The organism is Streptomyces sp. AK08-02 (genome assembly GCF_033795085.1).
GTDB lineage: Bacteria > Actinomycetota > Actinomycetes > Streptomycetales > Streptomycetaceae > Streptomyces > Streptomyces echiniscabiei.
In genome coordinates this window covers 437,203-450,789 of sequence record NZ_JARAZV010000001.1, presented here as the reverse complement: position 1 = coordinate 450,789, position 13,587 = coordinate 437,203, and the positions used below count along the sequence as shown (strand labels likewise).

The window sequence follows — 13,587 nt, the reverse complement described above, 5'->3', positions numbered from 1 at the left end:
CCGAACACACCAGCGTCACAGCACGCGGCGGCCTGACACTGCGCTGCACCAGCCGATAGCCCAACCCGGCGTTCGCCTCGGCCATCCCCGCCCCCTGTATCTCCTCGTGTGGCTGCGTCGCACCGCCGCAGATACCGCTACGCGACGGTGGCACGTCCAGACTCACGGTCACCAGAAATATGCAAATCTAACGCATCGTCAGTAATTCCGTGTCTCTGCAGCTGAGCCAGCGTGCGACAGTCCCTCCGACCGGGCGCGCAGGCCCACCGGTTCCGGTGGGCCGTCTCAAGGTGCGGGTCCGGGCGGCACTTTTCACGAAGCCAGCCCGTCTTCCCCAATCCCGCCTACCGAGGCTGGAAGCGTCCGCCTTCAAAGGTGGACGCGCTGTTGCCGGAGGAGTCGCTTCGGACCACTCGCCATGTAGGTCTCTGGCCTCGCTCTCGCCCACGGCCAGCGGGGCCAGTTTTGCCGTGCTCAGGTAGAACGGCGCCCGGATGGAGAGAAGGGAAGGGCTTCGGGGAACACTCCGTCGCGCTCGCGGAGTTCCACCCCCGCAGCCCGCCCGAGCGTCCGACCGACCGCAGGAAGAAACGGTCGAAGATTCGCCTCGCCGTCGACCGCGACGGCCTGCCGCTGTCGATCGGCATCTCCACCGCGAACCTCCACAACAGCCGAGCCCTCATTCCACTGGCCACGGCGTCCCGCCTGTCCGCTCCCGCCGTGGCCCTCAAGCCGACGGCCCGGCAAGCTGCATGGAGACAAGGGGTACGACTACCGGTACCCGCGACGCCAGCTGTCCTCCTGCGGCATTCGGCACCGCCTCGCCCGCAACGGCATCGAGTCATCCCGGTGGCTGGGCCAGCCCCGCTGGGTCGTGGACCGACAGCGGCATGAACCTCGGCGCCCCGTACCCCCGTGACCGATCAACAGCCGCCCGCGCGGCATGCATTGAAGTAATGCGCCGTCACCTCTGAGAAGGGGAGGTGATCTTGATGCCAACTATCCCTCTTTTGTGTCAACTAGAAATCCTCGTCACAAGGTCTCAGCGCCGCACCCTCGGCATCCCCAGCCCGATCCACGAGATGATCTCCCGCTGGATCTCGTTGTTGCCGCCTCCGAAGGTGAAGATCACCGCTGACCGGTAGCCGCGTTCCAGTTCGCCGTGGAGTATCTCGCCGGCCGAGCCCTCCTTCAGCGCGCCCGGGGCGGCGACGATCTCCAGGAGCCAGGCGTAGGCCTCGCGGCGGGCCTCGGAGCCGTAGACCTTGACCGCGGAGGCGTCCTGGGGGGTGAGGGTGCCTTCCTGGACGGCGTTCACCATCTGCCAGTTGAGGAGTTTCATCGCGTCGAGCTTGGTGTGGATCTGCGCCAGTCGGCGGCGGACCCACGGCAGGTCGACGACCCGGCGGCCGTCGGCGAGCTTGGTCTCCATCGCCCAGCGCTGGACCTCGTGCAGGGAGCGGATGGCCATCGTGCCGTGGGCGGCGAGGGTGACGCGCTCGTGATTGAGCTGGTTGGTGATCAGCCGCCAGCCCTGGTTCTCCTCGCCGACCCGGTGGGCGACGGGGACGCGGACGTTCTCGTAGTAGCTGGCGGTGGTGTCGTGCGAGGCGAGGGTACGGATGAGGGTGCAGGAGTAGCCGGGGTCGGTGGTCGGCACGAGGAGCATGGTGATGCCCTTGTGCGGCGGGGCGTCCGGGTCGGTGCGTACGGCCAGCCACACCCAGTCCGCCGTGTCACCGTTCGTCGTCCAGATCTTCTGGCCGTTGACCGTGTAGTGGCCGGTGGCCTCGTCGCCGTCCCGCACGGCCCGCGTCTTGAGTGCGGCCAGGTCGGTGCCCGCCTCCGGCTCGCTGTAGCCGATCGCGAAGTCGATCTCGCCGGCGAGGATCTTCGGGAGGAAGTACGTCTTCTGCTCGTCGCTGCCGTACCGCATGATCGTCGGGCCGACGGTGTTGAGCGCCATGAGCGGCAGCGGTACGCCCGCCTGGGCGGCCTCGTCGAAGAAGATGAACTGCTCCATCGGGCTCAGCCCGCGCCCCCCGTACTCCTGCGGCCAGCCGACGCCGAGCCAGCGGTCGGCGCCGAGCCGACGGATGGTCTCGCGGTAGAAGCGCTTCTGGGCGACGTGGTCGTTGAAGCGCGAGTAGGCGCGGTCCGGCACCAACTCGGCGAAGTAGGCGCGCAGTTCGGTGCGCAGCTGCTGCTGCTCGGGCGTGTATTCGAGATGCACGGCGCCTCCTGCTGGCTCCCCAATGCCGGACCTGTCGGCGCACACGGTAGAACGTGTTCCAGAAATTGGGAATGGCGGTGCGTGCACGGGTCCGCACAAGCCCGAGGGGGTCCCGGACGTCCGGGACCCCCTCGGGGCGGTCGGTGCGGCCGACCGCTCAGTGCGTGACGGGCGTCGCCTGCGGCTCGGTGCCACTCGCGCCGACGGCCGCCGCCGTCCTCGGAACGAGCAGTCGTTCCGCCATCAGTCCGAAGACCAGGCCGAAGGCGGTCCACATCGTCACCTGGATGCCGAGCGTGGCCACCCTGTAGCGCCACAGGAGGCTCGCGGAGAAGCCCTCCGGGACCTCGTTGGTGAACGACGGCAGGAACGCGTACGCGAGTCCCACGACCAGGACGAAGAAGGCGCTCGCGGCGAGGGAGGCGTTCCAGTTGCCCAGGCGCGGCGCGAGGCGCTTGCCGAGGATGACCGCGCCGACGGCCAGCAGCACGCTCAGGGCGACCATCAGGAAGAACAGCGCGGTGCGCTGGTTGAGGGTGCCGGGGTCGCCGACGGCGGGCGGGTTGGCCGGGTATTTGAGGAAGGGGACGACGTACACGGCGAGCAGGCCGGCCCCCGCGAGGAGCAGCGCGGTCGCGCGCGGCCCGAAGCGGCCGATCCGGCCGAGCGCGAAGCAGTAGGCGAGGGCCGCGATGCCGCCGAACGCGACGCCGTACACGAGGACACCGGTCCCCAGGCCCAGGGTGGACTGCAACGCACGCGAGACGAGGGCCTGTTCGGCGTGCCCGTGGTGGGCCTCGTGCATCTCCTCGAAGGCGATCGCGTCGTCGACGAGCGGCTCGGCGAAGAGGTACGCGACACCCCAGACGAGGACACCCGCGACCAGGCCCGCGAGCATGCCGCGGGCCAGGAGGTTTCTTACGGTGGTGGAGTTCATGAGCTTGCGCGTTTCCCTGTCCTCGTCAGTGGCAGGGGAAGCCGAGCAGGTGGCGGGCGTCGTGCACCCATTCGTGCACGCCCTCGCCGGAGACGACGGAGGTCGCGCCCTGTTCGGCGCCGACGAAGTAGAGCAGCACCAGCATCAGCACGCCGAAGAAGACCGCCCAGGGGGCGATCGCGCCGATCGGCAGTTTCTCGGGTACGGCGGTGGGTGCGGCGGTCGGCTGAATCGCGGACTGTGCCATGACAGACCTCCTGGGGGAACTCGCGTCCCGTATCGGTGGTGCGGAGGACGACAGTCACGGGTCTGACTTGCCCCCGGGCCGCACCAGGCGGGTGCGTACGGGGTTTACAGTGGCGCGACCGTGCCGGATTCCCACCGGCTTCCGTCGAACCGTCGTCAATATCGACGAGAAGGTACCGCGAAGCGGGGGTTCGGCCAAGGGCGCGTGGGACGGCGTACGGCGCGACGGTGCGCCGTACGGTGCCTCAAGTTCCGTACATGACAACGATATTGGGGCGGCATGAGCGCGGGAGCGACCGGATGACGAGCCGAGTGATGTTGATCTCACCGGCGATCAGCGCGGCCCTCCGGGAGGCCCGTTTCGACGACGGCTGTCCCCTGGACGAGTCGGGCCTGCGGCTCTCCCGGGCGGCGGCAGGGACGCTGCCGGCGGTGTCCACGGTCTGGGTCTCCCCCACCACGCGTTGCCTCGAGACGGCCCTGGCACTGGGCCTGGACGCCGGTTCGGTACCGGGGCCGGCCGCTCTGGACGCGGGCCGCTGGCGCGGCTCGACGCTCACCGAGGTGACGGAGAAGGAGCCGGAAGCGCTGGCCCAGTGGCTGACCGACCCCCAATCGGCCCCGCACGGCGGGGAGTCGGTCCGCGCGCTCTGCGACCGGATCGCCCACTGGCTGGACGAGACGGCGGCGCTGGTCACGGGGCGGGCCGTGGCGGTCGTCGAGCCCGAGGTCGTACGGGCGGCGACGGTACGAGCGCTGGGGGCGCCGGAGTCGGCGTTCTGGCGGATCGACGTTCCGCCGTTGACGGCAACGGAGTTGAGCGGCCGGGCGGGACGCTGGAACGTGCGCCTTGGCCATCGACTCGGGGCGCCGCACGACACGTAGGGGCGTTCGGTCGTGAACCTGGGGTTCACGGAGCGGGTCGGCACGGCTCACTCGCCGTCGGCCCACGGGCGAGGGGCCTGACGTGAACCGGCGGATTCATTCACGAAGCGGATCGGCGCGGCTCACCCCTCGTCGGCCCCTCGGCGCGGCGTGTCCAGCGTCCGGGCGAAGTCCGTGCACGCCTGTGCGCACTCGCGGCATACCTTCGCCGTGTCCGCGCCGCCGGGGTGGTCGTCGAAGACCTGGGCCGCTTCCAGGCAGACCGTGGCGCACCACTCCAGTTGGACCCGGAGGGCGGCCTCGTCCTGGCCCGCCTGTTCGGAGAGCAGGCGGCACGTCGCGTCGCACACCTCTGCGCACAGGATGCCCTTGCGGCGCGCGAGGGCCTCCTCGGGAGGCCCGTCCGGGTCCGCGAGACCGGCGCGCAGCGCACATGAGCGCGCGCACTCGGTGCACGCCTGGGCACAGACGAAGCGGTCCTCCAGGAACTGGAAGAGTTCCTGCTGCGTAGTTGCGGTGGTTGTAGGGGTCACGCCGGTCGAGTTGCCGTGGCGGGGCCGGTCAAACCCCTTGGTTCAGCTGTCGTAGTCGACCGTCAGGGTCTCCGACACCGGGAACGACTGACAGGTCAGGACGTAGCCCGCGTCGACCTCGGCGGGTTCGAGGGCGTAGTTGCGGCGCATGTCCACCTCTCCCGAGGTGACCAGCGCCCGGCAAGTGCCGCAGACGCCGCCCTTGCAGGCGAACGGCAGGTCCGGGCGGGTGCGCGCGGCGCCGTCCAGGACGGTCGCGTCCCGGGACAGCGCGGTGGTGGTGGAGCGGCCGTCGAGGGTGACCGTGACCCGGCTCACCGGGCCCTCCGCGACCGCGTCCGTGTGCTGGACCTGGCGGACCGGCTGGTCGTCGGCGTAGAAGAGTTCCTGGTGGACCCGGTCCGCGGGCACGCCCAGCTTCGCCAGCAACCGCTGGGCGTCGCGGACCATGCCGTGCGGTCCGCACAGCCACCAGTGGTCGGTGCCCGGGACGTCGACGAGGCCCGCGAGGAGCGCGGCGAGCCGTTCGGCGTCCAGCCGCCCCGACAGCAGCTCGGCCTCGCGCGGTTCACGTGAGAGTACGTGCCCCAGTTGGAAGCGCGTACGGTACAGGTCCTTCAGGTCCGCCAGCTCGTCGGCGAACATCACGGTGTCCGTACGCCGGTTGCCGTACAGGAGGGTGACCTGTGAGCGGTCGTCGGCGGCCAGGACCGACTCGGCGATCGACATCATCGGGGTGATGCCGGAGCCCGCGGCGATCAGGACATGGCTGCCGGACGCGGTGAGGTCGGGGGTGAAGGCACCGGTCGGCGTCATCACGTCGAGCATGTCACCGGGGCGTACCCCGTCGACCAGCCAGGACGAGAACAGGCCGCCGGGCACCACCCGTACGCCGATGCGGGGTCGTTCGCCGGCCGGGGCGCAGATCGAGTACGACCGGCGCTCCTCACGCCCCTCGAACTCCCGGCGCAGGGTGAGGGACTGTCCCGGGGTGAAGGCGTACTCGGCGGCCAGGTCCGGCGGCACCTCGAAGGCGACGGCGACGGCGTCCGCGCACAGTCGCCGTACGTCGGCGACCTTCAGGGCGTGGAAGACCGGGCGACGGCGTACCGGAACCGTGGTCGGGGCGGTGGGCGCGGCCATCAGATCTCCTTGACGTACTCGAACGGCTCGCGGCAGGCGTGGCAGCGCCACAGGGCCTTGCAGGAGGTGGCGGCGAAGCGGGAGGTCTCCTCGGTGTCCGCCGAGCCGCAGCGTGGGCAGGGCACCGTACGGCGGGTCGGCAGCAGCGAGAGGGCGACCGGGCCGCGCGGGGCCGCGCCGGGCGGGGCGATGCCGTGCTCGGTGAGCTTGCGGCGGCCCGCCGGGGTGATCCAGTCGCTGGTCCAGGGCGGATCGAGGACCGTACGGATCCGCACGCGAGCGTATCCCGCCGCCCGCAGCCGGGCGGAGACGGCGGCGCGCATCTCGGCCATCGCCGGGCAGCCCGAGTAGGTCGGGGTCAGGCTCGCGACCACCGTTCCGTCCCCGGTCAGCTCCACGTCTCGCAGGACGCCGAGGTCGGCCAGGGTCAGCATGGGCAGCTCGGGGTCCGGCACCCGCTCGGCGATGCGGCGGGCGCGCCGGACGTCCTCGATCCCGGTCGCGGTCCCGGTCACCATGTCGCCTCCGGGTGGGCGCGGGCCACGCTCTGCAACTCGGCGAGCAGCGGCGCGAGATGCTGGGTGTGCTGTCCGTCGCGGCCGGCGCCGTGCGCCGGTGCGACGTGCGGCATGGGCAGCCCGGCGGCCGCCGTGACCTGCCGCAGCACCTCCATCACTTCGTCCCGGACGTCGTACGCCGTGAACAACTCCTCGAGATGGGGCGCGACTTCGTCCAGGGCGGTGCGCGTCCGCCGGTGGGACTCGTCGGTGCCGTCGCCGAGCCGGACGGCCCACTCGGCCGCGTACTGGCGGTGGTACGTGAGCTCCTTGACCCCCTTCGCGGTGATCGCGGCGAGCACCGGATCGCGGTGGGAGGTGAGCCGTTCGAAGTGCGCGAGCCGCCAGCTGGACAGCACCAGCAGCCGCACGATCGAGAACGCGAAGTCCCCGATGGGCAGTTCGGCCAGCCGCACACTGCGGAAGTCGTCGGCGTCCCTGAGATAGGCGTACGCGTCCTCGTCGCGCCCGGTGCCGTCGACCTGGCCCGCGCGCGCGTACAGCAGACGGGCCTGGCCGAGCAGGTCGAGACCGATGTTGGCGAGCGCGACCTCCTCCTCCAGCTCGGGGGCGCGGGTGCACCACTCGGCCAGCCGCTGGGCCGACACCAGGGCGTCGTCGGCGAGTTCGACGCAGGTCACAGCCAGTTCGACGGCGTCGACGCCGTCGGGCACGGTGGTGTCGACGCCGTACAGGGGGTCCTCGAACCCGGTGCCGAAGGCCCAGCGGGCGTCGCTGCCGTCGTCGTGGCCCTCGGCGAGGGAGAGATAGACGTGCTCGTCGTCGTGGCCGTGATCGATGAGGTTGTCGCTGTGGTCGTCGCCGGCGCTGTGGTTGTCGCTCATGTCCGCTGCTCCTCTCCCGGTCAGATGTGGGGGACGTCGTCGGGGATGTCGTAGAAGGTCGGGTGGCGGTAGACCTTGTCCGCGCTGGGTGCGAAGAACGGGTCCTTCTCGTCGCGCGAGGAGGCGGCGATGTGCTCGGAGCGCACCACCCAGATGCTCACGCCTTCGTTGCGCCGCGTGTACAGGTCGCGCGCGTGGGTGAGTGCCATCCGGTCGTCGGCCGCGTGCAACGAGCCCACATGCACGTGGTTCAGGCCGCGCTTGCCGCGTACGAACACCTCGTACAGCGGCCACTCGTTCGAGGACGAACCCTCGTTACCGGCCAGGTCGTCACTCATGCCACTGCCTCCTTCGCGGCCCGCGCGCGCTGCTTGGCGGCGTGCGCGGTGGCCGCCTCGCGCACCCAGGCGCCCTCTTCATGTGCGGTCCGGCGGCGCGCCAGCCGTTCGGTGTTGCAGGGGCCGCCGCCCTTGATGACTCGCGTGAGCTCGTCCCAGTCGGGGGTGCCGAAGTCGTGGTGCCCGCGCTCCTCGTTCCAGCGCAGTTCCGGGTCGGGCAGGGTCACGCCGAGCTTGTCGGCCTGCGGGACGGTCATGTCGACGAAGCGTTGGCGCAGTTCGTCGTTGGTGTGCCGCTTGATCTTCCAGGCCATGGACTGGGCGGAGTTGGGCGACGCGTCGTCGGGCGGCCCGAACATCATCAGGGAGGGCCACCACCAGCGGTCGACGGCGTCCTGGACCATGGCGCGCTGCTCCTCCGTACCGCGCGTCATCGTCATCAGCAGCTCGTACCCCTGCCGTTGGTGGAAGGACTCCTCCTTGCAGATCCGCACCATCGCGCGCGCGTACGGCCCGTAGGAACTCCGGCACAGGGGCACCTGGTTGCAGATCGCCGCGCCGTCCACGAACCAGCCGATCACGCCGACGTCGGCGAAGCTCGGTGTCGGGTAGTTGAAGATCGACGAGTACTTCTGACGGCCCTCGATGAGCCGCTCGGTCAGGTCCGCGCGGTCGGCGCCGAGGGTCTCGGCGGCCGAGTACAGATACAGCCCGTGCCCCGCCTCGTCCTGGACCTTCGCGAAGAGGATCGCCTTGCGGCGCAGCGAGGGCGCACGCGTGATCCACTCGCCCTCCGGCTGCATGCCGATGATCTCGGAGTGCGCGTGCTGGGCGATCTGCCGGATCAGCGTCTTCCGGTAGCCCTCGGGCATCCAGTCGCGTGGCTCGATCCGGCGGTCGCGCGCGATCGTCGCCTCGAAGTGCTCGCCGAGCAGCCGTTCGCCGGTCTGCTCGGCGCCGCTCGTGTCCGAGGCGGCGGAGTGTGTCGTCGTCATCGAAACCCGCTCCCCAACCGACCATTCGTTCGGTGCCAGTGTGACGACTTTTCCCCGCCCGCACAAGGTTGTCAAGACCGTCAGCAGGTGGCGCGCCCGACCGTCGGCAGGTGGCGCGCCCGCCGCTGCTGCCGTACACCGCAACGGTGGAGATGCCGAGCCGGCCGGAGGCCCAGGAGGGCGACCGGTTCCGCCACCCCCCTCCGGGTCGACCGGGCTCATCTCGGCGGCAGCCCCGCGCGTAGCCGCGCCGGGTCTGCCCGTGCCCCCGGTGACTAGGGACGATCCGACCGACGCCCGGCCCTTCGCGAGAGGCGCGTCAGTGCGATTCGCGGCTCACCTCGGAGCCGCTGGAACCGATGAGGAAGTCCAGGTCGGCGCCCGTGTCGGCCTGCTGGACGTGGTCGACGTACAGGCGTTCCCAGCCGCGCCGGGGGTTGGCGAAGCCGGTGACCGTGGCCTCGTTGGGGGTCCTGCGGGCCAGTTCGTCGGCGGGTACGTCGACGTCGAGGCGCCGGGCCTCGACGTCCAGGACGATGACGTCACCGGTGCGGACGAGGGCGAGGGGGCCGCCGGCCGCCGCCTCCGGGGCCACATGGAGGACGACGGTGCCGTAGGCGGTGCCACTCATCCGCCCGTCGCAGACCCGGACCATGTCACGGACGCCCTGTTCCAGCAGCTTCTTCGGCAGCGGCATGTTGGACACCTCGGGCATGCCCGGGTAGCCCCTGGGCCCGCAGCCGCGCAGCACGAGCACGGAGTCGGCGTCCACGTCGAGGTCCGGGTCGTCGATACGGGCATGGAAGTCCTCGATGGAGTCGAAGACGACCGCGCGGCCCCGGTGGCGCAGCAGGTGCGGGGAGGCCGCCGCCGGTTTGACGAGCGCTCCGTCGGGGGCGAGGTTGCCGCGCAGGACCGCGATACCGCCCTCCGCGACCAGCGGTTTCTCGCGGGTGCGGATCACCTCCGGGTCCCAGATCGGCGCGTCGTCGAGATGGTTCACCAGCGGCTCGCCCGTGACGGTGAGGGCGTCCGGGTCGAGCAGGTCGCGCACCTCGCGCAGGACGGCGGACAGGCCTCCGGCACGGTGGAAGTCCTCCATGAGGAAGCGGCCGGCCGGCTGAAGGTCCACGAGGACCGGGACGCGCGAACCGATCCGGTCGAAGTCGTCGAGCGACAGGGGGATGCCCAGGCGTCCGGCGATGGCCAGCAGATGGACCACCGCGTTCGTCGAACCGCCGATCGCGGCCAGCGCCACGATCGCGTTGTGGAAGGACGCCCGGGTCAGGAAGGTGGCGGGGCGGCGGTCGGCGGCGACCATGTCCACCGCCAGCCTGCCGGTGCCGTGGGCCGCTTCCAGCAGTCGGCTGTCGGGCGCCGGAATACCGGCCACCCCGGGCACGATCGTGCCCAGCGCCTCGGCCACCAGGGCCATCGTCGAGGCGGTGCCCATGGTGTTGCAGTGGCCGCGGCTGCGGATCATCGCCGACTCGGAGCGGGTGAACTGCTCCTCGGAGAGCGTGCCGGCCCGTACCTCCTCCGACAGCCGCCAGACGTCGGTGCCGCAGCCCAGCGGTGTCCCCCGGAAGGTCCCGGTCAGCATCGGCCCTCCGGGTACGACGACCGCGGGCAGGTCCACCGAGGCGGCGGCCATGAGCAGCGACGGGATCGTCTTGTCGCAGCCGCCCAGCAGGACGACTCCGTCGATGGGATTGGCCCGCAGCATCTCCTCCGTGGCCATCGCCGCCATGTTCCGCCAGAGCATGGCGGTGGGCCGCACCTGTGTCTCGCCCAGGGACACCACCGGCAGGTCCAGGGGGATGCCCCCGGCCTCGTACACCCCGTTGCGGACCGCGGCCGCCACCTCGTTCAGATGCGCGTTGCAGGGGGTCAGGTCCGAGGCGGTGTTGGCGATGGCGATCTGCGGCCGGCCGGTGAAGGCGTCGTCCGGTGCGCCCCTGCGCATCCAGGCCCGGTGGATGTAGGCGTTGCGCCCCTGTCCCTCGTACCACTGTGCGCTGCGAAGCCTCACCGTCGACCCTTTCCAATAATTGGCATCGTGGTCTAATCTTCGGAACCTCATGGAGCATAGGCAGATGAACGAGGGCACGTCAGCCCCTGTGGGTGACGAAGTCGCCGGGGGCGACGGTGACGTCTCGCGTCTGGTGGGTTCCGACCGCGTGCTCGCCGTCCTCAAGGAACTGGCGCGGTATCCCGACGGTGTGGGCCTGGAGGAGCTGACCCGGGTGATCGGCAGCCCCAAGCCCACCGTGCACCGGGCCCTGGTGGCCCTGCGCCGGGCCGGACTCGCCGACCAGGGGGCCCGCGGTCGCTACGTTCTGGGCGACGAGTTCCTGCGGATGGCCTTCGCCCACCACGAGGACCGGCCCGAGCACGTCCGGGTACGTCCCGTACTGGAAGCGCTGGCCCACCGGTTCGGCGAGACGGCCCACTACGCGGTCCTCGACGGCCGGGAGGTCGTCTACCGCGCGAAGGTCGACCCGCCCACCGGCGGCGTACGGCTGACGTCGACGGTGGGCGGCCGCAATCCCGCCCACGCCACCGGCGTCGGAAAGACACTGCTCGCCCACCGGTTGGACACTGTGGCAGCGGTCGAGGCGTGGATCGGCGACTCGCCCCTGGAACACCGCACTGCCCGGACCCTGCGCACGGCCGCCGACCTCTACGACGATCTGCGGGTCACCCGCGACCGGGGGTACGCCGTGGACGACCAGGAGAACGAGGCGGGCGTCAACTGCCTCTCCCTGCCGGTGTACCTGACCTCGCCGACGGCTCCCTCCGGCGCCGTGAGCGTCAGCGCGCTCACCTACCGGACGCCGCTGCACACCCTGGTCGACGCGGTCGACGAGATCCGAGCCCTGCTCGGCCCCTTGGCGGAGCCGCGCCGCTGATGAACCGCATGCCGACCCTCAACCACCACCGCCCCCGCCGCCCCGCCGGTCGAACTGGAGACTGACCCCGTGTACCTCATGCGTATCGGTGCCGCAGGCGCCGAAAAGCCTGTCGCCCGCGTCGACGACGAGACCTATGTCGACCTCTCCGACCTCGTCCCGGACTTCGACGAGGCGTTCTTCGGATCGGGCGGCCTCGACCGTGTCCGCCCCGTCGTGGCCGAACGGACGGCCGCCGGACGGGTGTCCCGTTTCGCCGGGGAACGTGTCGGCGCCCCGATCGCCCGCCCGCACCAGCTGCTGTGCATCGGGCTCAACTACCGTGACCACGCGGCCGAGAGCGGCATGGCCGTGCCGGACGAGCCGATCCTGTTCACCAAGTCGCCCAACACCCTCGTCGGCCCGAACGACGAGGTTCGCATTCCGCGCGGGTCGACAAGGACGGACTGGGAAGTGGAGCTCGGGATCGTGATCGGCCGCCGCACCAGCTACCTCGACTCGGTCGAGGAGGCGCGGGACGCCATCGCCGGGTACGTCGTCGTCAACGACGTCAGCGAGCGCGCCTTCCAGCTGGAACGGGGCGGTCAGTGGGCGAAGGGCAAGTCCGCCGAGACGTTCAATCCGGCGGGCCCCTGGCTCGCCACCACCGACGAGATCGACGACGTCCTCGACCTCGGCATGTGGCTGGACGTGAACGGAGTGCGCCGGCAGACCGGCAGCACCAAGACGATGATCTTCGACCCGTACTTCATCGTGCACTACCTCAGCCAGTTCCTCGTCCTGGAACCCGGCGACCTGATCAACACCGGCACCCCGCCCGGCGTCGGCATGGGCTTCAATCCGCCCGTGTATCTCCGGCCCGGTGATGTGATGGAGCTCGGCATCACCGGCCTCGGCGGCCAGCGTCAGCACGTGCTCGGCCCACGGTGACCGCTCGGCGCCTCATCCGCGCGTTCGTCCTGACGGCGCCCGGAAAGTACGGGGTCCAGGAGGTCCCCGCCCCGGTGCCGGCCCCCGGCGAGGTCGTCGTCGACGTCGAGCGGGTCGGCGTGTGCGGCACCGACATGGAGTTCTTCACCGGCGCGATGGCCTACCTCCACCAGGGCCACTCCGCCTATCCGATGCGCCTCGGCCACGAGTGGGCGGGGCGGGTGGCGGCGGTCGGCGACGGAGTCGATCCCGGGTGGATCGACCGCCGGGTCATGGGTGACACCATGCTCGGCTGCGGCACCTGCCGCCGCTGCCGCCGGGGCAGTCAGCACGTGTGCGAGAAGCGTCAGGAGGTCGGAATCCGCGGGGAGCGGGCCGGCGCTCTGGCCGAGCAACTCGCGGTACCGGTCTCCTCGTTGCACGTCCTGCCGGATTCGGTCGACGCGGTACTGGGCGCGCTGGTGGAGCCCGGGGGCAACGCCCTGCGTGCCGCCCGGGCGGCCGAACTGCGGCCCGGTGACCGCGCGTTGGTCCTGGGCCCGGGGACGATCGGCCTCCTGGTCGCGATGTTCGCCCGTGCCGCCGGTGCGGAGGTCCATCTGATGGGCGCCACCGACAACTCGCTCGCCTTCGCCCGCGAGCTGGGCTTCGAGCACACCTGGAGACAGGACACCGTCCCTGATCTGCCGTACGACGCCGTCGTGGACGCCTCCAACGCTGTCCATCTCCCTGACCTGGCGCTTCAGTTGGTCGAACCGGCGGGCCATGTCGTCTACATAGGCCTGGCCGGCGAACCGAGCCGCGTCGACACTCGCACGCTCGTCCTGGGGGATGTCACCGCGGTCGGTGTCCTGTCGGCGTCCCCCGGTCTCGACGCCACCATCCGGGCGTACGCCGAGGGTTCGGTCGATCCGAGGCCTCTCGTGGCGGCGACAGTGGGCCTGGACCAGGTCGGAGCCGTCCTCGCGGGTGAGCGGCCGGTGGGCGCGGGTCCCGGGCCGAAGTTCCATGTCGACCCGCGCCTGGGGTGAGC

General features: G+C 70.9%; 14 protein-coding genes, 1 pseudogene and 1 riboswitch. Of the genes and pseudogenes, 5 read left to right on the top strand and 10 right to left on the bottom strand.

What is annotated here, in order from left to right:
* Nucleotides 1-570 precede the first annotated feature (570 nt).
* Nucleotides 571-883, top strand: a pseudogene (locus PV734_RS01965) (IS5/IS1182 family transposase); the annotation flags it as partial.
* A gap of 159 nt (nt 884-1,042) precedes the next feature.
* Here the strand turns inward: PV734_RS01965 and PV734_RS01960 are convergent.
* The 3 genes from PV734_RS01960 to PV734_RS01950 form a co-directional block, all read right to left on the bottom strand.
* Nucleotides 1,043-2,233, bottom strand: a complete 1,191-nt coding sequence (locus PV734_RS01960) for an acyl-CoA dehydrogenase family protein (protein WP_319091724.1) — start codon at nt 2,231-2,233, stop codon at nt 1,043-1,045.
* Between the two features lie 157 nt (nt 2,234-2,390).
* Nucleotides 2,391-3,170 carry a CbtA family protein gene (locus tag PV734_RS01955; RefSeq protein ID WP_319091723.1) on the bottom strand — a complete coding sequence of 260 codons (780 nt, stop codon included), beginning with the start codon at nt 3,168-3,170 and terminating at the stop codon, nt 2,391-2,393.
* Between the two features lie 25 nt (nt 3,171-3,195).
* Nucleotides 3,196-3,417 (bottom strand): CbtB domain-containing protein, encoded by a 222-nt coding sequence (locus PV734_RS01950; RefSeq protein WP_319091722.1) that lies wholly within the window; start codon nt 3,415-3,417, stop codon nt 3,196-3,198.
* Nucleotides 3,418-3,456: 39 nt separating this feature from the next.
* Nucleotides 3,457-3,613: riboswitch (cobalamin riboswitch) on the bottom strand.
* Nucleotides 3,614-3,716: 103 nt separating this feature from the next.
* Here PV734_RS01950 and PV734_RS01945 point away from each other — a divergent pair.
* Nucleotides 3,717-4,301 carry a histidine phosphatase family protein gene (locus PV734_RS01945; RefSeq protein ID WP_319288585.1) on the top strand — a complete coding sequence of 195 codons (585 nt, stop codon included), beginning with the start codon at nt 3,717-3,719 and terminating at the stop codon, nt 4,299-4,301.
* 122 nt (nt 4,302-4,423) lie between these two features.
* On the opposite strand, the gene PV734_RS01940 is transcribed toward PV734_RS01945, so the two are convergent.
* The 7 genes from PV734_RS01940 to PV734_RS01910 all read right to left on the bottom strand — a co-directional run bounded on the left by PV734_RS01940 (nt 4,424) and on the right by PV734_RS01910 (nt 10,744).
* Nucleotides 4,424-4,834: a ferredoxin gene (locus PV734_RS01940; protein WP_319091720.1), complete on the bottom strand. Its 411-nt coding sequence runs from the start codon at nt 4,832-4,834 to the stop codon at nt 4,424-4,426.
* Nucleotides 4,835-4,876: 42 nt separating this feature from the next.
* Nucleotides 4,877-5,977 carry a 1,2-phenylacetyl-CoA epoxidase subunit PaaE gene (paaE, locus tag PV734_RS01935; protein ID WP_319091719.1) on the bottom strand — a complete coding sequence of 367 codons (1,101 nt, stop codon included), beginning with the start codon at nt 5,975-5,977 and terminating at the stop codon, nt 4,877-4,879.
* The gene (gene paaD / locus PV734_RS01930) at nt 5,977-6,495 is read right to left on the bottom strand and encodes a 1,2-phenylacetyl-CoA epoxidase subunit PaaD (protein WP_319091718.1); all 519 of its coding nucleotides are present in this window, start codon (nt 6,493-6,495) and stop codon (nt 5,977-5,979) included. The genes paaE and paaD overlap by 1 nt, the downstream gene beginning before the upstream one ends.
* Nucleotides 6,489-7,379 (bottom strand): 1,2-phenylacetyl-CoA epoxidase subunit PaaC, encoded by an 891-nt coding sequence (gene paaC, locus PV734_RS01925; RefSeq protein WP_319288584.1) that lies wholly within the window; start codon nt 7,377-7,379, stop codon nt 6,489-6,491. Before paaC ends, paaD begins: the two co-directional genes overlap by 7 nt.
* Nucleotides 7,380-7,399: 20 nt before the next feature.
* The gene (paaB, locus tag PV734_RS01920) at nt 7,400-7,717 is read right to left on the bottom strand and encodes a 1,2-phenylacetyl-CoA epoxidase subunit PaaB (RefSeq protein WP_319091716.1); all 318 of its coding nucleotides are present in this window, start codon (nt 7,715-7,717) and stop codon (nt 7,400-7,402) included.
* On the bottom strand, nt 7,714-8,712 hold the full coding sequence (paaA, locus tag PV734_RS01915) for a 1,2-phenylacetyl-CoA epoxidase subunit PaaA (protein ID WP_319091715.1): 999 nt from the start codon (nt 8,710-8,712) through the stop codon (nt 7,714-7,716). The genes paaB and paaA overlap by 4 nt, the downstream gene beginning before the upstream one ends.
* Before the next feature lie 319 nt (nt 8,713-9,031).
* A complete protein-coding gene (locus tag PV734_RS01910) occupies nt 9,032-10,744 on the bottom strand; it encodes an IlvD/Edd family dehydratase (protein ID WP_319091714.1) in 1,713 nt (570 codons plus the stop codon).
* 49 nt (nt 10,745-10,793) lie between these two features.
* Between PV734_RS01910 and PV734_RS01905 the strand changes: the two genes are divergently transcribed.
* The 3 genes from PV734_RS01905 (at nt 10,794) to PV734_RS01895 (ending at nt 13,585) form a co-directional block, all read left to right on the top strand.
* A complete protein-coding gene (locus PV734_RS01905; RefSeq protein WP_319091713.1) occupies nt 10,794-11,624 on the top strand; it encodes an IclR family transcriptional regulator in 831 nt (276 codons plus the stop codon).
* Between the two features lie 69 nt (nt 11,625-11,693).
* Entirely contained in the window at nt 11,694-12,554 is an 861-nt protein-coding gene (locus PV734_RS01900) for a fumarylacetoacetate hydrolase family protein (RefSeq protein WP_319288583.1), read from the top strand.
* Nucleotides 12,551-13,585, top strand: coding sequence for a zinc-dependent alcohol dehydrogenase (locus PV734_RS01895; protein WP_319288582.1), 1,035 nt, complete (start codon nt 12,551-12,553; stop codon nt 13,583-13,585). Before PV734_RS01900 ends, PV734_RS01895 begins: the two co-directional genes overlap by 4 nt.
* Nucleotides 13,586-13,587: the final 2 nt, after the last annotated feature.

What these genes read in the sequence shown, in the direction of transcription:
- PV734_RS01945 (WP_319288585.1), top strand. Translation starts at nt 3,717, where the DNA reads ATGACGAGCCGAGTGATGTTGATCTCACCGGCGATCAGCGCGGCCCTC.
- PV734_RS01950 (WP_319091722.1), bottom strand. Translation starts at nt 3,417, where the DNA reads ATGGCACAGTCCGCGATTCAGCCGACCGCCGCACCCACCGCCGTACCC.
- paaE (WP_319091719.1), bottom strand. Translation starts at nt 5,977, where the DNA reads ATGGCCGCGCCCACCGCCCCGACCACGGTTCCGGTACGCCGTCGCCCG.
- paaD (WP_319091718.1), bottom strand. Translation starts at nt 6,495, where the DNA reads ATGGTGACCGGGACCGCGACCGGGATCGAGGACGTCCGGCGCGCCCGC.
- paaC (WP_319288584.1), bottom strand. Translation starts at nt 7,379, where the DNA reads ATGAGCGACAACCACAGCGCCGGCGACGACCACAGCGACAACCTCATC.
- paaA (WP_319091715.1), bottom strand. Translation starts at nt 8,712, where the DNA reads ATGACGACGACACACTCCGCCGCCTCGGACACGAGCGGCGCCGAGCAG.
- paaB (WP_319091716.1), bottom strand. Translation starts at nt 7,717, where the DNA reads ATGAGTGACGACCTGGCCGGTAACGAGGGTTCGTCCTCGAACGAGTGG.
- PV734_RS01905 (WP_319091713.1), top strand. Translation starts at nt 10,794, where the DNA reads ATGGAGCATAGGCAGATGAACGAGGGCACGTCAGCCCCTGTGGGTGAC.
- PV734_RS01955 (WP_319091723.1), bottom strand. Translation starts at nt 3,170, where the DNA reads ATGAACTCCACCACCGTAAGAAACCTCCTGGCCCGCGGCATGCTCGCG.